This window comes from Listeria sp. LM90SB2, assembly GCF_028867355.1.
Lineage (GTDB): Bacteria > Bacillota > Bacilli > Lactobacillales > Listeriaceae > Listeria > Listeria monocytogenes_B.
Map to the genome: position 1 here is coordinate 2368262 of NZ_CP046449.1, position 17853 is coordinate 2386114.

General features: G+C 37.5%; 17 protein-coding genes. 2 read left to right on the forward strand and 15 right to left on the reverse strand.

Annotated features, from left to right (window positions below; translation table 11 throughout):
• Positions 1–3474, reverse strand: a complete 3474-nt coding sequence (addB, locus tag GL301_RS11650) for a helicase-exonuclease AddAB subunit AddB (protein ID WP_070008127.1) — start codon at positions 3472–3474, stop codon at positions 1–3.
• 149 nt (positions 3475–3623) lie between these two features.
• On the reverse strand, positions 3624–3980 hold the full coding sequence (locus GL301_RS11655; RefSeq protein WP_003725134.1) for an IDEAL domain-containing protein: 357 nt from the start codon (positions 3978–3980) through the stop codon (positions 3624–3626).
• A 130-nt stretch (positions 3981–4110) separates the two neighbouring features.
• Between GL301_RS11655 and GL301_RS11660 the strand changes: the two genes are divergently transcribed.
• Positions 4111–4719, forward strand: a complete 609-nt coding sequence (locus GL301_RS11660; protein ID WP_003744520.1) for a competence protein ComK — start codon at positions 4111–4113, stop codon at positions 4717–4719.
• Between the two features lie 54 nt (positions 4720–4773).
• On the opposite strand, the gene GL301_RS11665 is transcribed toward GL301_RS11660, so the two are convergent.
• The 4 genes from GL301_RS11665 to GL301_RS11680 form a co-directional block, all read right to left on the reverse strand.
• Entirely contained in the window at positions 4774–5121 is a 348-nt protein-coding gene (locus GL301_RS11665) for a helix-turn-helix domain-containing protein (RefSeq protein WP_003739618.1), read from the reverse strand.
• Between the two features lie 105 nt (positions 5122–5226).
• Positions 5227–7125, reverse strand: coding sequence for a PTS fructose transporter subunit IIABC (locus GL301_RS11670; RefSeq protein ID WP_003725105.1), 1899 nt, complete (start codon positions 7123–7125; stop codon positions 5227–5229).
• A 1-nt stretch (position 7126) separates the two neighbouring features.
• Positions 7127–8050: a 1-phosphofructokinase gene (gene pfkB / locus GL301_RS11675; protein ID WP_003725106.1), complete on the reverse strand. Its 924-nt coding sequence runs from the start codon at positions 8048–8050 to the stop codon at positions 7127–7129.
• A complete protein-coding gene (locus GL301_RS11680; protein WP_003727734.1) occupies positions 8047–8799 on the reverse strand; it encodes a DeoR/GlpR family DNA-binding transcription regulator in 753 nt (250 codons plus the stop codon). The genes pfkB and GL301_RS11680 overlap by 4 nt, the downstream gene beginning before the upstream one ends.
• 217 nt (positions 8800–9016) lie before the next feature.
• Here GL301_RS11680 and pepC point away from each other — a divergent pair, with 217 nt between their 5' ends.
• Positions 9017–10342 carry an aminopeptidase C gene (pepC, locus tag GL301_RS11685; protein WP_003725108.1) on the forward strand — a complete coding sequence of 442 codons (1326 nt, stop codon included), beginning with the start codon at positions 9017–9019 and terminating at the stop codon, positions 10340–10342.
• On the opposite strand, the gene GL301_RS11690 is transcribed toward pepC, so the two are convergent.
• The 9 genes from GL301_RS11690 to GL301_RS11730 all read right to left on the reverse strand — a co-directional run bounded on the left by GL301_RS11690 (position 10339) and on the right by GL301_RS11730 (position 17850).
• Positions 10339–10782, reverse strand: a complete 444-nt coding sequence (locus GL301_RS11690) for a 2-thiouracil desulfurase family protein (RefSeq protein WP_070008128.1) — start codon at positions 10780–10782, stop codon at positions 10339–10341. The two genes, pepC and GL301_RS11690, sit on opposite strands and share 4 nt — an antisense overlap.
• An 80-nt stretch (positions 10783–10862) precedes the next feature.
• Positions 10863–11774: a pseudouridine-5'-phosphate glycosidase gene (locus GL301_RS11695; protein ID WP_003727733.1), complete on the reverse strand. Its 912-nt coding sequence runs from the start codon at positions 11772–11774 to the stop codon at positions 10863–10865.
• Positions 11771–12889 (reverse strand): carbohydrate kinase, encoded by a 1119-nt coding sequence (locus GL301_RS11700; RefSeq protein WP_014929782.1) that lies wholly within the window; start codon positions 12887–12889, stop codon positions 11771–11773. The genes GL301_RS11695 and GL301_RS11700 overlap by 4 nt, the downstream gene beginning before the upstream one ends.
• A gap of 132 nt (positions 12890–13021) precedes the next feature.
• Positions 13022–13723 (reverse strand): pseudouridine synthase, encoded by a 702-nt coding sequence (locus GL301_RS11705; protein WP_003725112.1) that lies wholly within the window; start codon positions 13721–13723, stop codon positions 13022–13024.
• Between the two features lie 73 nt (positions 13724–13796).
• Entirely contained in the window at positions 13797–15119 is a 1323-nt protein-coding gene (locus GL301_RS11710; RefSeq protein ID WP_012681421.1) for an LLM class flavin-dependent oxidoreductase, read from the reverse strand.
• Entirely contained in the window at positions 15116–15382 is a 267-nt protein-coding gene (locus tag GL301_RS11715) for a glutaredoxin family protein (RefSeq protein WP_003725114.1), read from the reverse strand. Before GL301_RS11715 ends, GL301_RS11710 begins: the two co-directional genes overlap by 4 nt.
• Positions 15375–16370, reverse strand: a complete 996-nt coding sequence (locus tag GL301_RS11720) for an LLM class flavin-dependent oxidoreductase (RefSeq protein WP_003725115.1) — start codon at positions 16368–16370, stop codon at positions 15375–15377. Before GL301_RS11720 ends, GL301_RS11715 begins: the two co-directional genes overlap by 8 nt.
• Positions 16367–17146, reverse strand: coding sequence for an amino acid ABC transporter ATP-binding protein (locus GL301_RS11725; protein ID WP_003725116.1), 780 nt, complete (start codon positions 17144–17146; stop codon positions 16367–16369). The genes GL301_RS11720 and GL301_RS11725 overlap by 4 nt, the downstream gene beginning before the upstream one ends.
• On the reverse strand, positions 17143–17850 hold the full coding sequence (locus tag GL301_RS11730; protein WP_003725117.1) for an amino acid ABC transporter permease: 708 nt from the start codon (positions 17848–17850) through the stop codon (positions 17143–17145). Before GL301_RS11730 ends, GL301_RS11725 begins: the two co-directional genes overlap by 4 nt.
• Positions 17851–17853: the final 3 nt, after the last annotated feature.

The following is a 17853-nucleotide window of genomic DNA, read 5'->3' on the forward strand; positions in this document are numbered from 1 at the left end:
CTACTGTTCCCCCCCTTCGATATTCATTTTTGCTAAAATTGTTTCTGTTTTTTCATTGGTTAAATGTCTATATTGATTGCTTGCTAGAGATGGATCAAATCCACAAAATGAACGAAAACCACAAAATTGGCAAGGTGTTCTTTCTTTTAGTTTATATGGGTTAATGGAAACTGCTCCATCAAGTATTTTGTTCCCAGCTTCTTGGTATTTATGACGTACAAAGTGACGCATTTTATCAAATTCTTCTCTTGTCGCAGTTTTTGACCTCGCACTTAATTCACCATTTTGTTTTATTTCTGCTGGAACAATATTAGATGATTTACCTTTTTCAAGTGTCGTATCCATCAATGATACAGCCACAGGATCAGATAAAATTAATCCTTTCATTTTAGAATTTTTTTGTAATTCTTTTGCGATAGCCTCATCACTTAACTCTTTCTCCGCTTGTACATATTGATTATGCATATGGAAATATAGTACTCCAGCTGGTTCTGCCGTTTTGCCAATCATTTTTTGTGCATTTGTAACTACAATATCCAAATACGTCAGCATTTGAAGCGCTAAGCCATAATAAACTTCCGTAAGAGCCAAATCATGTGAACTCGATTTATAATCTATAATGCGTAGGAATGTCCGATCTTCTTGTTCTGCCATATCAATCCTATCAATTCGACCTTGTAAAAGAAGTTCACTATTCGCTTGGAGCGAAATTTTTAATGGCGGAATGTCTCCTTTTAAGCCAAAATCAACTTCTAAGCCGACTGGACGAAATGCACTACTTTTTGCTTGTTCATTTAGTACTGTCGTTGCCCTCGTTATGATTTGAAGCAATTTATACTGAATATATTCCATTCTTTTGGAGCTAAGTAGTATCTCATGCTGAATTTTAGGTGCTAGGAAAGTCATTGCTAATTTCGCCATTTGTCTACATTCTTGGTCTGTTAAACTGCCCCAATCCAGATTATTTCTTTTTAATTCTGCTGAAATCCATTCCATTGCTCCATGGAAAATTTCACCCATATCTACAGCTTGTAGCTGAAAATGACCTCGTTCTTCTAATTTTAAACCATATTGAGCAAAATGTTGAAATTCGCAACTGAAAAATTTCTCCATTCTCGAGACACTCGCATGGATTGTTTCTCCAAATAAGTTTTTGGCAGTTTTTTCTTGTAGTGGTTTTGTTTTATTTTCGTAATACAAACTAGATAACACTTGTTTAGCCATTCTAGATTCTTTTCCATTTTCAAAATAACTATTATAGGCATCCCACCATACACTAGATAGTGGATAACCTCGTTTGTACATTTGTAATTGACTCGTCAACAAACCTAATGTTGCTTGCTTAGAACGAATATAACTACTTTGTTCCGCATCACTTAATAAACCTGGGTCTGTTAAATAAACCGATTCGCTTAATTTTTTAAACTGGCCTTTTATTTTCCTTAAATAATTGGATTCACTTAGCACTTTACCTTCTTCATCCGCAGCAGGGTAACTAAGAAATAGTTTATCACTAGGCAAACTTATTATTTTATACGCCAATAAATCTTCTTCTCCAATATTATTTTTAGCAGATGGCTTCAAATTACTAACCTCAGCACGCAAGGCATCCCTATCTTGATCCGAAAGAATCCCGTTATCCTTTTGGCGAAGCGGCATAACACCATCGTTCATTCCAATTGCAAAAATCACTTTCATATCTAGTAATTTCGCATTCTCCATATCAGATAAAACTACTTGATCTAAGGAAGGTGGCAAAAGTGAAAATTCAAGGGCATCTAGCCCAGTGGCAATAATTTCTACAAAACTATTTAAGTCTAAAGTTTCTTTACCTAAAACTTCTACAAATTCATCCAAAAGCGCCGAAATAGAGCTCCATGCTTGCTCGTGCTCACGTGCAAGTTCTAGATAACCCTGCTCCTCTGCTCTTTGTCTCCATGATTCCAATCGTTCTACAGCATTTACTTGTTCTAAAAAATGATAAAGAGCTAAAGCAAATTCCATCCCTGTTTTTGCTTTCTTTAGATTTAACTCTAAAGTTGAAAGTGGGTTTACTATAAGACTTCTCATTTCATTAATAATTGATTGCGTTTGAATTTCTTCATCTGTTTGAGGTAACACATTAGTTGATAGCCCACGAATCTTCCGATAAATCCAATCGCCTTCTTTTTCCCATTTCCATTTATTTTGAATGCCATTTTCTAATACATAGTTCTCTAGAATATCCGCTTTACGTCTAAGAACACTTGATTTTTCGGCAACACCAAAGAAAAACTCTGTCTTAACTGCTTGAAAGATTGGTTCATACTTCCAATTAAACAAAATAGCATCTAAGCTAGAACGGATAAACTCAATAAATGGGTGTTTCGACATAGCTCTTTTTTTATCAATAAAGATGGGAATATTATATGACTCCATCACTGTTTCACATAAAACGTCATAATCTCCGAGATTTCTTGTCAAAATAGCCATATCTTGATATCTGTATCCATTTAATGTGAGTTGACGAATTTCACGAGCAACCCCTTCTATTTCAGCACGTCTGTTGTTCGCTTGATGAACACTTAAGTTATGAGGTTCTTCTTTAAAAGCCATAAATTTATTGTGACCCCAAGCATTTGCTAAAAATGCTAATGATTCTGTTTTTGCCCGTTTATTCTCTAAGAAAAACTTATCTTCTTCTACATTAATACCATTTAATTTTGCCAGCTCTAATAAAGCATAGTAAGCCTCCGTACTTGCTTTAAACATGCTGTATTCATCTAATCCATGCTTGATTTCGGGCACATTTAAAGCTAAAGAAACTGTTACTTTATCACATTTTCGCATTAATGCACCAATGACTGTCAGCTCTTGTTGCGAGAAAGAAGTAAAGCCATCAATGACTATTTCCGTCTGATTTAAATAATCACTTTCTGTAATTTTTTCCGCAAGTAATCTCAAGTAATCTTCATTTTCGAGGAATTTATCTGCCAATAATTCTTCATACTTTTGATAGATTATTGATATATCGTGGATTTTATTGTTCACACTTGTAGACAGGTTAGTAGCGCTTTTCACCATATCTTCTATAGAAACTTCTTCTTGTTTCATTTCTTTAAATAAATTCGCTAACTCTGCATAGAAACCTTTTCTAGACGTAGCTCTAGAAAAGATTTTTAGTTTGTCTCTTTGATCGAGTGCAGCTTTTCTAATAACCATTTCGATTCCAGTTTGACTCAGAAAAGTTTTAGATAACCCACCCGTTTCTTGAAGTATTTTCCATGCTAAACGACTAAAACTAAATATTTGAGTCCCGAGCATTCCTTCTAAATTTTCTTTGTTTAAAAAGCTTGTCTCCATTTGAAACGTCATTTGATCCGGAACAATAAAGATGTATGTCTTAGAATTTTGTTTAATTTTTACGCTAACTTCGTCCATTAAATAAGTTGTTTTACCTGTGCCTGATCTACCTGCAATTATTTGAAGTGTCATACCCTCACCACCGAACATATGTTTTTATTTAGTTTACCATATTTGAGCAATCTGTCCAGAACTTTTTTCGAAGCATTTTTTGCTTGAAAATTTATAAAACAGCTCAAAAAAACTAAGATAGCTCTTACTATCTTAGTTTTTCATATATTCTAGTCAAAAGCTAGCATTTCCTGTTGAATTTTATTCATTTTTTCTGTAAGTTTCATAAATTCCGCTTTGTTCCTATTATCGAGAGCTTTATCAATTTCAGCTCTAAGTTGTTCTAATTTTCTCTCTTCTAGGAGCATCGTCAGGAAGCATTCGATAAAAACGTTTGTTAATTCTTTTTCACCCTTAAGGACACCCACCTGATTCATCAACGAATTAGAAAAATCACGCATTTCCACGACTACCACTCCTTCACTCATATTTATTACAATTTTGAAAAATTGTAATATACTAAGAAAAAACAGAAAACAGCTTGAAAATACAACTTTACCAAAATCTAATGACTTGCAAATTACCATGTGCTATAATGACAAAAAATAACTCATAACTAACTTTGATGCTTAGTCGTTACTTAGAAGTTTTGCTTATTAGGCAATAACTCTAGGTTTCTTCTTAGACATAAATACAAACATAGAGGAGTTGAATGAAATGAAAAAAGAACAAATCAGTACTCAGTTTTATGAAGTAAACCCGCACACAATGATTATTTTTCCAAAAAAATCTGGAAGTATAGTCTATTCAGAAATTTATGAAGTTGATTCCCATTATACTTCTAAATTTACCCCGTTTGAACTAATTAAAACCAGCTGTAACTTTTTCGGATCAAGCTATGAGGGACGCAAAGAGGGAACTAAACATTTAATTGGTGTTACCCATAAGCCACCCATTATCATTGACCCAGTCACTTCTACTTATGTATTTCCAACTGTAGCACCTAGTTCAACAGAATGTATTTGGATTTTCCCACAACATATTAAAGATTATCATGCAATTGGATTTAACCACACTTTAATAACATTTTCTAATATGGAAACCTTTGAGATTGATATGTCTTTAGCATCTTTTAATAATCAGATTGCTAGAACCTCCATGTTACATATGAAATTTTCTCAAAAAATGCGTATAATGGAGAGTAATTTTCCTTCAATGAATAGGTTTTTCCCACCAACCACTCTTGCTGCTGAACCTAGACGTTATTACAGCACCATGCTTCCAAATAACGAAGATCCTAATGAGCCTCAAGATCCTGAGCAGTAACTTTAAAACCAAATAAAAGCCAGTTACATAATAGTAGCTGGCTTCTCCTTAAAATTATTTTTTATTTTCAATCGCATCTGCAATTCGTTTTAACATTAATAACTCATCCTCTGAGTATGTATAAGGTAATTCTAAATACCATTTCTCGAGTTCCGGATTTCCAATTAAAGGAAAGGCGTTTACCGAATTCTTTTCTCGCAAACCAGCTACATCATCTAATAAAAAATCGGTTGTTGTTCCAAGAATTTCTGCTAATTTAGCCAAAATAAAAATTGGCGGTCGGTGGTTATCATTTTCATACTTGCTTATTGTGGATGCAGTTGTCCCGATTTTCGCAGCCAGTTGTTTTTGTGTTAACCTATTTTTCTTTCTTAAATGAATTAATTTTTCTCCAAATTCCAATACGCCCACCTCACTTCACTTCCAGTATAGCAATTTTTCGGAAATAATTCGAGAAATTACTAAAAAGAAATCGCCTTTTTAGTTTCAAAAGACGATTTCCATATTTTATACAGTTGGTTTCTTACGTAGAACACCAATTAATCCTGCGCTGATTAATGTTCCAATAATAATTGCAATAATATAGAACCAAGGTTGGGATACAAGGAAGATAACAAAAACTCCTCCGTGAGGTGCTAATACTTTAATGTTTAAGAACATTACTACCGCACCTGTGATAGCACTTCCGGCAATAAAACTCGGAATCATTCGAAGTGGATCGGCCGCTGCAAATGGAATAGCTCCTTCAGTAATGAATGAAGCACCCAAAATAGAGTTAGTTAAGCCTGCATCACGTTCTTGAGCTGTAAATTTATTTCTAAAAATAAGAGTTGCTACAAACGTTGCTAGTGGTGGTACCATGCCAGCAGCCATTGTTGCTGCCATGATTGCGCTACCGCCTGTTGCTACACTAGCTGCGAGTGTACCCGTTGCAAATATATAAGCAGCTTTATTAATTGGTCCACCTAAATCCGCTGCCATCATTGCACCTAACAGTAATCCTAAAATAACTGCGTTCGTTCCACTTAAACTATTCAAGAAGTCATTCAACCAAGTGTTCAATGCGCTCATTGGTACATTTAATAGCAACATTAAAAGTCCGACAATTAACACCGATAAAACTGGATAGAATAAAACTACTTTGATACCGTCTAATGTTTTTGGTAACTTTTTAAGTGCTAGTTTAATTAACTCTACTGCATAACCTGCAAGGAAACCACCAACAAGTGCTCCAAGGAAGCCTGCACCACCAACAGATGCTACTCCACCTGCAACAAAACCTGCTACAAGTCCTGGTCTATCCGATATACTGTAGGCAATATATCCAGCGAATACTGGAAGCATGAAGCCGAATGCAACATCACCGATTTGTTTTAATAGTGCTGGGATTTCGTTATATGAACCAAGTTTTGCGAGTTGATCTTGAGGAACACCTAACATTTGATCAAGCATAAACGCGATGGCGATAGCGATACCTCCACCAATTACAAACGGCAACATGTGAGAAACACCGCTCATTAAATGTTTATAAATTTGTTGACCGATAGAAAGTCCGTCTGCGCTCTCCGTAGCTTGACTACCTTCCTCTGCTTTATAAATTGGAGCATTGCCTGAAATTGCTTCTTTAATTAGTTCTTCTGGTTTATGAATTCCCGCTGCAACTGGTTTAGCAATTAAATGCTTCCCGTCAAAACGAGGCATATCTACTTGTACGTCAGCTGCAATAATAACTCCATCAGCTTCTGCAATTTCTTTATCTGTTAAACGGTTTTCAACGCCTCTAGAGCCATTTGTCTCAACTTTGATTCGTACACCTAATTTATTAGCAGTTTCTTGTAATTTTTCTGCAGCCATATAAGTATGTGCAATTCCTGTTGGACATGCTGTAACTGCTACGACTGATTTACCAGTTTCATTGGTTGAGGTTGGAGCAACGACTGTTTCTTCTGCGTCTTCTTGTTCATTGTTGAATAAATTGATTACTTCCTCTGGAGTTTTAGCATCTCTTAACGATTGCACAAACGCTGGATGAACCAATAATCTAGAAAGAGCTGCTAAAGTTTCTAAATGAGTTGCATTAGCGCCATCTGGAGCAGCAATCATAAAGAATAAGTGTGCTGGCTGACCATCTAAAGCATCATAATCCAATCCTTTTTCACTCTTAGCAAAAACAACAGTTGGTTCATTTACTGCTTTTGTTTTCGCGTGAGGCATTGCAATTCCTTCACCTACACCAGTAGAACTCTGTGCTTCACGGTTCATTATAGCTTCTTTAAACAGCACCTCATCATTAATTTTCCCGTTGCTCTTTAACGAAGCAATCATTTCATCGATGGCAGCTTCTTTTGTCGTTGCCTGTAATGACATAATCATAACATCTTTGCTTAATAAATCAGTGATTCTCATTTTAGTTCCTCCCTGTTATTTTGGTTATCTTCACTTGCGGTAATAGTTCATCTATTAGTTCTTTTTGGGCTAAATCTGTTGAAAATGCAGTAGCTCCACCTGTTGCAACTCCTGCAGCAAAAGCTTTAACGGGATCTCTCGTTTTATCAAAAGTCCCAACAAAGCCTGCAATCATTGAGTCTCCAGCACCTACGGAATTTTTCAGTTCCCCTTTTAATGCATCGGCGAAGTAAACATCTTCTCCTGTAAATAGAAGCGCTCCGTCACCAGCCATGGACACGATTACATGTTGCGCGCCTAATTCTAAACATTTTTTCCCGTATGGGATAAGTTCTTCTACGCTACCAAGTTTCACGCCAAATAGGTCTGCTAGTTCGTGGTGATTTGGTTTAATTAGAATCGGGTGGTTTGGTAATGCATCTAGCAGTTCTTGACCAGTTGTATCAATCATAAATTCAGCTTTTTTTTCTTTGCAAATTTGAATTATTTTATTGTAAAAATCATTTCCAAGTGAAGGAGGCACACTACCAGATAAAATAACAATATCGTTAGCAGTTACTTTATCCATCACTTTCAAAAATCCATTGATTTCTTTTTCAGAAATAGCTGGCCCTAGACCATTAATTTCTGTTTCTTCTCCGTGTTTTAGTTTGATATTAATACGAGTGTCATCTTTCACTGTTACAAAGCCAGTTTTCACACCTTCGTTTTGTAGCCAGTCTTTGATAAAATTGCCTGTAAATCCACCTAAAAATCCTGTAGCAAGACTTGGTACATTTAATTGATTTAAAACTCTGCTGACATTAATTCCTTTGCCACCAGGTAGTTTATAATCTTGCTTCATGCGATTAAGACCGCCAAGATTTAATTGGTCGATTTGTACAATATAATCAATTGATGGGTTTAAAGTAATTGTATAAATCATTTTTCTACCTCGATTATTTTAGTTTTTTGGATAAAGGATTCTTTTACTGCAGAAGGAATGTAATCTGTCACAATAGTTGCTTCTTCTATTGAAAACATTTTTGAAAAATTCACTTCATTGAATTTTGTATGGTCTGCTACAACAAAAACGCGATCAGCACGTTCTTTTGCAGCACGTTTTACAAATGCCTCTTCCATATCAGGTGTTGTGTAGCCATGCTCCGGATGCATCGCGTTGGTACCAATGAAAGCTTTATCAAAATGATAGTTTTGAATGTTATCTAAGGCAACTGCACCAATAATTGCTTTTGTATGCACTTTCATTTTGCCGCCTAAAAGATAAGCATCTATATTTTGACGAACAAGCTCTTCAATATGGGTTAATCCATTTGTCACTACTGTGATATTTCGATTTGCTAGGTGAGTAATTAATTCTAATGTTGTGGATCCTGCATCTAAATAGATACAATCATTTTCTTCCACTAGGCTTGCACAATATGCAGCAATTACTTTTTTACTTTGAATGTTTTTGAATGATTTTTCATTCATACTTGGTTCTTGATTATGAAGTTTTACAAGTTTCGCCCCGCCGTGTACGCGCTGAATTAATCCTTGTTCTTCTAACTCGATTAAATCACGGCGAATGGTTGACTCTGAGGTAGCAAGACCTTCAACTAATTCTTGTAATTTAATCACACCAAGTTTCTCAATACTCTCCATAATAAGTTGTTTACGCTCTGCATTTAACATTATTACTCCTCCATCCAAAGTCAGTTTACCATCTTTTTCTTTCAAAATCAACCGTTTTCATTCAAAAACAATCACACATTTTCAAATTCATTCATATTATACCATGTATATCGCCATAATCCTTCACAATTATTCATTCAGCGTTTTTCTTATGCAGTTCTAATTTTTAGCAGTATACTTGGTTAGAAGATAATTTTCATTTTAGGAGGAGTTATTCATGCATACAGAATTAACATTTGAGCAATTAGAAAGTTTTTCTCGAAAATGGCGTGAAAATCCAGATAAATTGGTATTTCAAGCTAGTATTATCAAGAATGGGATTAAAGCAGCAACTGAGAATCCTGCATCAAAAGTTAGCATTCAACCTGTCTTTTCCCACGAAGTTGCTACAGATAAAGTTTCTAATCAACAACAAAGTGGAAGATGCTGGATGTTTGCAGCATTAAATACGTTTCGCCATAAATTAAACGGAACGCTTGGTTTGAAGGATTTTGAGTTATCACAGAATTATACTAATTTTTGGGACAAACTTGAGAAAGCAAATTACTTTTTAGAGAATATAATTGAAACAGCAAGTGAGGATGAAGATAGTCGATTAGTTTCGTGGTTGCTTGATACACCCCAACAAGATGGTGGGCAGTGGGATATGTTAGTTTCAATTATTGAAAAATATGGAGTCGTTCCAAAGTCAGCTATGCCTGAAACGTTTCAAAGTAGTAAGTCTGCTGATTTAAACCATCTATTAAATGAAAGACTTCGTACGGATGCGGTTATTTTGAGAAATGCTATTGCTGAGAAGAAAGATACTGCAGATTTGAAAGAAGAAATGCTTGCTGAGGTCTATCAACTCTTAGTTATGACTCTAGGCGAACCACCTAAAGTATTCGATTTTGAGTATCGAAATAAAGACAATGAATTTAAACAAGAATTACAAATTACACCTAAAGATTTTTATGAACGCTATGTAGATATGGATTTGAAAGATTATATTCCACTTATTAATGCACCGACCAAAGATAAACCTTTTAATCAAGCTTTTACAGTGGAATATTTAGGCAACATTGTAAATGGTACACCTATTAAGTATTTGAATGTAGAAATGGATGTCTTGAAAAAAGCTGCTGCTGATCAGATTAAAGATGGGGAAACAGTTTGGTTTGGATGTGATGTTGGACAACTTTCAGAACGGAATACCGGTATTATGGATACGGATATTTTCTTGCTTAATCAGACTTTTGGCTTTAAAACTGCGATGACTAAAGCTGAACGCCTGGATTATAAACACAGTATGCTTACACATGCGATGGTATTAACTGGAGTGAACATTGCTAATGGAGAAGTAAATCGCTGGAAAGTGGAAAATAGTTGGGGAGAAAAAATTGGTAATAATGGTTATTTTGTTGCTAGCGATGCTTGGATGGATGAGTTTACATTCCAAGTAGTGGTGCATAAAAAATATCTATCTAAGGAATTAATTGAATCCTTTAACCAAAAGCCAATTGTGTTAAAACCTTGGGATCCAATGGGTTCGCTCGCACTTTAAAATGCGAATTCGGAAATGATTTTTATTCCATTCATTTGAAAAAGAGCTGCTGCTATGCCGGTACCATCTTTTATTTTTCCTGAGAAGGTACCGTCGTAAATAGCACAGCTACCACAAGATGGACTTTTTTCCTTCATGATTATTTGCGTAATACCGAGTTCTTGCATTTTAATTAGAGTAAGTCTCGCTCCGTTCTTATATTCTTCTGTCACATCTGTTCCTTTTTTATCAATGACTTTTGCATGTCCTAACCAGACATCTTTGCCATCACCACCTATTATTTCTGCTGGATTTCTTGGTGTAGGCAGTCCGCCGGTAACTTCTGGACAAAAAGGAATCGCTTCTCCTCTTTCTACCATTTGTTTTATTTTGGTTATTTCTTTATCTTTCCCGTCATATCTACAGGCAATTCCGGCTAGGCAAGCACTTACTGCAATCATTTTATTTTCCTCCTTTATATTCGCATTTATTTTAACATAAAAAAGCTGCCCCCAACTTATAGGCGACAGCTCTGAGATTATTAGATATTTTGGTATGCTACGGCGATTTGCGTACCGATTAAAGCATTGTGTTTTACAAGCTCGATATTTGCTTCGAGGCTCTTACCATCTGTTAGTTCTTTTACTTTACCAAGTAGGAATGGTGTAACGTCTTTCCCGTGAATGTGATTTTCTTCAGCTTCTTTAAGCGCTGTTTGGATTACATCGTTAATTACTTTTTCGTCCATAGCGAATTCTTCTGGGATTGGGTTAGTAATTACTGCGCCACCTTCGATTTGAAGATCCCATTTCGCTTTAAGCGATTCTGCGATAACTTCTGGAGCATCTGCACGCAATGTTAATTCTACATCGCTTGAACGCGTGTAAAATGCTGGTAATACGTCGGTTTGGTAACCAATAACTGGAACCCCTTTTGTTTCTAAGTATTCCATTGTTAAGTTTAGGTCTAGGATTGATTTAGCTCCTGCGCAAACGACAGCAACATTTGTTTTCGCTAATTCTTCTAAGTCAGCTGAAACGTCCATTGTTGTTTCGGCACCACGGTGAACGCCGCCAATCCCACCAGTTACGAAGATGCCGATTTCTGCGAGTTCAGCACAAATCATTGTTGCTGCTACAGTTGTTGCGCCAAGTTGTTTTGTTGCAATAAGGTAACCGATATCACGACGAGAAACTTTTGCCACATTGCTACTTTTAGCGAATAGTTCTAGTTCTTCATCAGAAAGACCAATTTTAATTTTTCCGTCGATTAAAGCGATTGTCGCTGGTACGGCACCGTTATCGCGAATAATTTGTTCTACGTCACGTGCCATTTCAACATTTTGCGGATAAGGCATGCCGTGAGAGATAATTGTAGATTCTAGCGCAACGATTGCTTTTCCTTCTGCTTTTGCTTGTTTTACTTCTTCGGATAATGATAAATAATTTTTCATTTGAATTCCTCCACGTCTTTTTGTAGTTGGGATGTCGATAAATTTTGGCGAACGGTATACTCAGATTCGAGTGTTCGCGCGGCATTTACGCTCCCTGCTCTTAAAATTTCTTTCAATGCTTTTCCTTCTAACCATGCGTAGATAACCGCGGAGCAAAATGCATCTCCCGCTCCTGTCACGTCTACAATATTTTCAATTACAATTGCTGGTTCAAAAATAGTACCTTCACCTTTGTTTGCTGCAACTGCGCCTTTACTGCCATTTGTAACGATGACATTTTTTACGCCTAGATCTAACCATTTTTGTGCAGCTAAGCGCCAGTCTTCGTCATTTTTGATAGTCATTCCTAGGTGCGTTTCTGATTCGTCTCGGTTGCAAATTAGCCAAGTTACATGATCAAGTCTTTCTGGTAAATGAGACATTTTGGGTGAAGACACAGGAACGAGTACTAATGGAATTGAATTAATTTCAGCAAAGCTGCCAAGATATTCTAGTGTTTCTTTCGGACAGTTTAAATCTGCAATGATTGCGCTCGCCTGACTCAGCAAGCCTTCATTTTTTGCGAGTACATCTGGAGTTAAGTGATCATATGCATCCATGTCCGCTAGTGCAACGAGTAAATCTCCATTGTTTTCGAGCACTGCTGTATAAGAACCAGTTGCGATGCTTGGGAATGCTGTGACGTAATCTAAGTTCATATATGTATTACTAGCATTTTTGACAGCTTCCCAGTCAGAGTCTGTTCCACAAGCAGTGAGTAATATAACTTCTTTTCCAAGGCGTCCAAGGTTTTCGCCTACGTTTCTAGCAACCCCGCCAGCACTTTGTGTTGAGCGCACTGGGTTTGATGTGGCTAGTTGGGCCTTGTCTTTAATATAAAACTTCCGATCGACGTTAGCTCCACCTATACAAACGATTTGTTTGGCTTCATTTAAAATATAAGCTTTTCCTAAAATGCGACCTTTCTTAATAAGGCCGGAAATAAGGTTTGCGACTGTCGGTCTTGATAAATCAAGTATGTCAGCAAGTTCTTGTTGAGAAATGTAAGGATTTTTACGGATGGAATTGAAAATTATCTCTTCCTTTTCGTTCATTTTCGCTTTATTATTCTCCACGATATAATGCACCTCCATTCCAAACTTTTGTTTTATTTTCAAACACATGTTTATTATATATGTAAATGCTTTCTTTTGCAAACTAAAAAACGAAAATCCGCTTCTTTTTAGGAAGGAAATTTTCGTTTAGGTTCATTTATTTTGAAGAATAGCCAGTTCACTTTCAGTTAAAGGGCGGTATTCGCCGAGTCCAAGTGACTCGTCTAATTGTAAATTCCCCATCGAAATTCGTTTTAAATAGCTGACTTTCTTACCACGTGCGGCGAACATTCTTTTTACTTGATGGAATTTCCCTTCTTGGATAGTGACGTTTATTTCGTTTGGTGTAATAATTTCTAAACGTGCTGGTTTGCAAGTGTATCCATCGTCGAGTTCAATTCCAGCTGCAAAAGCTTCTACATCAGCTAGAGTAACATCACCATCAATTTTAGCGTAGTATGTTTTATCTATATGTTTTTTAGGTGAGAGCAAATTGTGCGCGAGTGTGCCATCGTTCGTTATAATTAGCAAGCCTTCTGTATCTTTGTCTAAGCGGCCGACTGGGAATGGATCAGTGAGCGTGTCTTCTTGCGCAAGCAAATCGATGACGGTTTCTGACACATTATCCTCGGTTGCGCTCACGACATTTTGTGGTTTATGTAGCATAAAATAGACGAATTCTTGGTAAACGACTGGTGTTCCATGGACAGTTACTTGGTCTTTATCAGGGTTTACTTGGGTTTTGCTATCTTTCTGAATCGTGCCATTGACGACAACTGCCCCAGATTTAAGCAAAGGTTTCACTTCTTTTCGACTCCCGAAACCTGTATGGGACAATAATTTATCTAAGCGCATGGTTTCGCTCCTTTTTTTCTTTTATTGTAACAAAAAAACGAAGCTTCCTCAAAGGTGCTCCGTTTTCTTTCTATTATATAGTTTCAACAACTTGTTTATTTTGAGGTATTGTTAAGCCGAGGTTGCCTCTTAATGTCGTAGCTGGATATTCATTTCGGTATAAACCTCGACTTTGCAGAAGAGGAATAACTTGTTCCACAAAAGTTTCAAACGTTCCAGGAATATCAGAAGCAATAATAAAACCATCTGCAGCATCATTTTGGAACCAAACATCGATTAAATCGGCTACTTGTTCTTTTGTTCCTATAAAAGGTGTTTTTGGCGTTGCTGCTTCTGTTGCCACTTGACGAAGGGTTAGGTGCCGTTCTTTCGCTTCTTTTTTGATTCGGTCTGTTGTGCTTTGAAAGGCATTTTTGCCAATATCACCAAGGTCTGGGAATGGAGCATCCAAATCAAATTGACTTAAATCATAGTCGTCGAAGTAACGTGCTAGGTAAGTTACCGCATTTTCTATTGGAATTAGACTAGCAAATTCAGTATATTTGGCTTCTGCTTCTTCCAACGTGTCCGCTACAATTGGGCTAATTCCTGGGAAAATTCGGACTTCATCTGCATTTCTACCAGCCTTTTCAGCGCGGGCTTTCACATCTTGATAGAATTCAATGGCTTCTTCTAAGGAATCAGAATGAGTGAAAATGGCTTCCGCGTTTTGAGCAGCGAAATCGCGCCCCGTACTAGACGCGCCTGCCTGGAAAACAACTGGTTCTCCTTGCTTCGAGCGGCCGATATTTAACGGCCCTTCGACTTGGAAATACTCTCCTTGATGATTTAAACGATGTAATTTTTCAGGATTAAAGAATTCACCGGTTTCTTTATTATAAGTGAACGCATCCTCTTCCCAAGAACTCCAGAGTCCGCGAACCACTTTTAAATGTTCTGCTGCAATGGTGTAGCGATCGCTGTGGGTTGGGAGATTTTTCTTGCTATGATTTCGCGCGGCGCCTTCTTGCGGAGAAGTGACTAGATTCCAACCCGCTCGGCCGCCGCTAATGTGATCAAGCGAAGAGAGCTGTCTTGCGAGTGTAAATGGTTCTGTAAAAGAAGTCGAGAAAGTTCCGACAAGTCCGATGTTTTCCGTAGACTCAGCTAATGCCGATAAAATCGTAATTGGTTCAAAACGATTAAGAAAATGCGGAATCGATTTTTCGGAAATAAAAAGGCCGTCTGCAATAAATACAAAACTAAATAACCCTTGTTCGGCAATTTTGGCGCGTGTCTTATAAAAATCTAAATCCGTACTTGCTGCGGGGTTGATGTCCGGATGTCGCCAACCATCTGTTGTTCCGCCAACACCGTGAATAATTGCACCAAACTGAATTGTTTCTTTTCTAGTCATTTTACTTCCTCCTTTTCAAACAATGCTTTTTCCAAATGTTCCAATCCGATTTCTGTAACTGCTTGGTAGGTCCCTTTTTCAATATCGCCGATTTCTACGACTGGGACATAACGAATGCCGTATTTCGCTTGCAGTACTTCTCGCAAATAATCATGGTCGGTGACGTCGATATCTTGGAAGACAATTTTTTGCTCAGTTAAATAATCTTTCACATCTTTACAATAATGACATCCTACTTTACTCCAAACAACGACGTTAGCCATGGACAACTTCCTCCTTTATCGATTCACTTAATAATTGGTACGAGTATCGCTTGATTTCCGTAGATTTAACTGGTGTTAAAACAACAAAATCTTGGATATTATATTCTTTTGAAAGGCGTTTAATCTCTGCTCCGACTTCTTGTTTGGTTCCTGTTATTGCACCAATTCTTTGGGTAATAAACCGGTATGTTTGGTTGATATCTTTTACGTAGGATTCCGCTTGTTCGCGCGATCCGACATTAACTCTACGTCCGTCCGCAAGCTCGACTTTGATTGACTCTCGCTCTGGAATATGTCGGTCTGCTGCGATTTTAGTCTCAGCTACTACAACAATTGGTGCTAGTTGGAAACTAGCTTTTGTGTTTATTCGGTACTGTTCAAATAGCTCGCGTGCTTCTTTTAAAACTGCTTCTTCTCCATTTATAAAATAAGCAAACACAAAGGAAATACCTAGTTTGGCAGCTTGTTTCGCGCTAGCTGCACTTCCTCCAAGCAAAAATATCTCTGGTTTGTTTTCTGGAAGTGGTTTTGCTGCAATAGCAACCTCTGAATGATGGGTTACAAAATCGACTAGTTCTTTCAATTTGGCATCAAAGGTTCGCGTAGGTTTTACGAAGTCTTTTTGAAGGGCATCGGTTGCTGGTTGAAATCCGCCTGGCGCTTTTCCGACGCCAAGTGACATCCGACCCGGCGCTAAGTTTTCAAGCACATGAAATTGTTCAGCGACTTTATATGGACTATAATGTTGTAGCATTATTCCGCCAGATGCAAGCTTGATTGTGCTCGTTTTTGCAGCAATATACCCTAAAAGAACTTCCGGAGCTGCACCAGCTATTTCGTCTGAATTATGATGCTCGGCAACCCAGAAACGATGATAGCCGAGTTGTTCTGCGAGTTGCGCAAGTTCTACGGTATTTTGCAAAGCTTCACTAGGTTTTTCGCCTGGATTTATAATACTTTGGTCCAAAATACTGAATCGAATCGTCATATGACACGCTCCTTTTTCACTTCTTTGATTTCATATAAATAATCCGCTGAAACTCGGTGTAAAAAGCGTTTTGTCCGTTCTTCTTTGGTATGATTAAACACTTCATCGGGAGTACCTTGTTCGACAATTAGTCCACCATCCATAAAAACGACTTGATCTGCCACTCGTTTGGCGAACTCCATTTCATGCGTAACGACGATCATCGTTGCACCCGCACGTGCAATCTCTAGCATTACTTCCAATACTTCACCGACAAGTTCAGGATCAAGTGCGGCGGTTGGTTCATCAAACAAAATGACGTCTGGATTAATAGCGAGAGCTCGTGCGATTCCAACGCGCTGTTTTTGCCCGCCGGAAAGTTGGGAAGGATAGGCACTAAATTTGTCCGCCAAACCGACTTTTGTGAGCTCTCGTTCTGCTATTTCACGGGCAATTTTTTTCGGCATTTTTCTAGCGACTGTTAGACCCTCCATCACATTTTGAATGACCGTTTTGTGCGAAAAGAGATTATACTGTTGGAAAACCATCGCCGTATTTTTCCGCAGTTGCAAAACTTCTTTTTTGGATGGTTTCTTACAGTTAATTATTTGGTCATGCATCGAAATTTCACCATTTTCAGGTCGTTCCAGTAAGTTTAGGCATCGTAAAAAGGTTGTTTTCCCTGAGCCACTTGGGCCAAGTATTGTTACTACTTCACCCTTTTTCACCGTTAAATCAATTCCTTTTAAAACCTTGTTTTCACCAAAGCTTTTTTGAATATTTTTAATTGTAATCATACTGTTCCTCCTCGATATTTAGCGATATTTTTTTCCAAGATATAATTAATCGCTTCAATCAAAATAGTTAAAAACCAATAAATGAGTGCGGCACCGATAAATGCTTCGAGAAACGCGTAATTGTCGGAAGCTACTATTGTTGCCATTCCAGTGATTTCTGGGACTGCAACGATGGCAGCGATGGATGTGGTATGTAAAAATCCGATGCACAAATTCGTGAAATTCGGTAGGGCAATCATGAAGGCTTGCGGTAAGAGCACTTTTCGAATCGCTTGGCCATGCGTATATCCTACAGAGTAAGCCGCTTCCATTTGTCCGATATCAACCGCAATAATACCGGAGCGCAAAATCTCGGTTAAGTAAGCTCCTGCCGTGAAAGACAGCGCGATAATGACAAAAATAACGACCGGTATTTTGTTTGCAGAAATGCCTAATCCGAATGATTTGCTCAAAAAATCCACCAATAGGGGAATGCCTAGGTAAATCAGCATAATATGCAGAATCGCTGGGGTGCTTCGAAAAAAAGAAACGTAAAACTTCGCTATCGGTTCTAAAAATCGGACATGATACATCCGAATCAACGTCATACCTATAGCGATAATGAAACCGAACAATATCGGAAAGAAAGTCATCGCAAGTGTTAACGGGATAGTTTTTAACATTGCCATTACGGCGGTTCCAATAAAAGGCACATCAAGCGGCATCAT

What these genes read in the sequence shown, in the direction of transcription:
- GL301_RS11730 (WP_003725117.1), bottom strand. Translation starts at nt 17,850, where the DNA reads ATGCCGCTTGATGTGCCTTTTATTGGAACCGCCGTAATGGCAATGTTA.
- GL301_RS11710 (WP_012681421.1), bottom strand. Translation starts at nt 15,119, where the DNA reads ATGACTAGAAAAGAAACAATTCAGTTTGGTGCAATTATTCACGGTGTT.
- addB (WP_070008127.1), bottom strand. Translation starts at nt 3,474, where the DNA reads ATGACACTTCAAATAATTGCAGGTAGATCAGGCACAGGTAAAACAACT.
- GL301_RS11720 (WP_003725115.1), bottom strand. Translation starts at nt 16,370, where the DNA reads ATGACGATTCGATTCAGTATTTTGGACCAAAGTATTATAAATCCAGGC.
- pepC (WP_003725108.1), top strand. Translation starts at nt 9,017, where the DNA reads ATGCATACAGAATTAACATTTGAGCAATTAGAAAGTTTTTCTCGAAAA.
- GL301_RS11670 (WP_003725105.1), bottom strand. Translation starts at nt 7,125, where the DNA reads ATGAGAATCACTGATTTATTAAGCAAAGATGTTATGATTATGTCATTA.
- GL301_RS11660 (WP_003744520.1), top strand. Translation starts at nt 4,111, where the DNA reads ATGAAAAAAGAACAAATCAGTACTCAGTTTTATGAAGTAAACCCGCAC.
- GL301_RS11715 (WP_003725114.1), bottom strand. Translation starts at nt 15,382, where the DNA reads ATGGCTAACGTCGTTGTTTGGAGTAAAGTAGGATGTCATTATTGTAAA.
- GL301_RS11705 (WP_003725112.1), bottom strand. Translation starts at nt 13,723, where the DNA reads ATGCGCTTAGATAAATTATTGTCCCATACAGGTTTCGGGAGTCGAAAA.
- pfkB (WP_003725106.1), bottom strand. Translation starts at nt 8,050, where the DNA reads ATGATTTATACAATTACTTTAAACCCATCAATTGATTATATTGTACAA.
- GL301_RS11690 (WP_070008128.1), bottom strand. Translation starts at nt 10,782, where the DNA reads ATGATTGCAGTAAGTGCTTGCCTAGCCGGAATTGCCTGTAGATATGAC.
- GL301_RS11680 (WP_003727734.1), bottom strand. Translation starts at nt 8,799, where the DNA reads ATGTTAAATGCAGAGCGTAAACAACTTATTATGGAGAGTATTGAGAAA.
- GL301_RS11725 (WP_003725116.1), bottom strand. Translation starts at nt 17,146, where the DNA reads ATGATTACAATTAAAAATATTCAAAAAAGCTTTGGTGAAAACAAGGTT.
- GL301_RS11695 (WP_003727733.1), bottom strand. Translation starts at nt 11,774, where the DNA reads ATGAAAAATTATTTATCATTATCCGAAGAAGTAAAACAAGCAAAAGCA.
- GL301_RS11655 (WP_003725134.1), bottom strand. Translation starts at nt 3,980, where the DNA reads ATGGTAATTTGCAAGTCATTAGATTTTGGTAAAGTTGTATTTTCAAGC.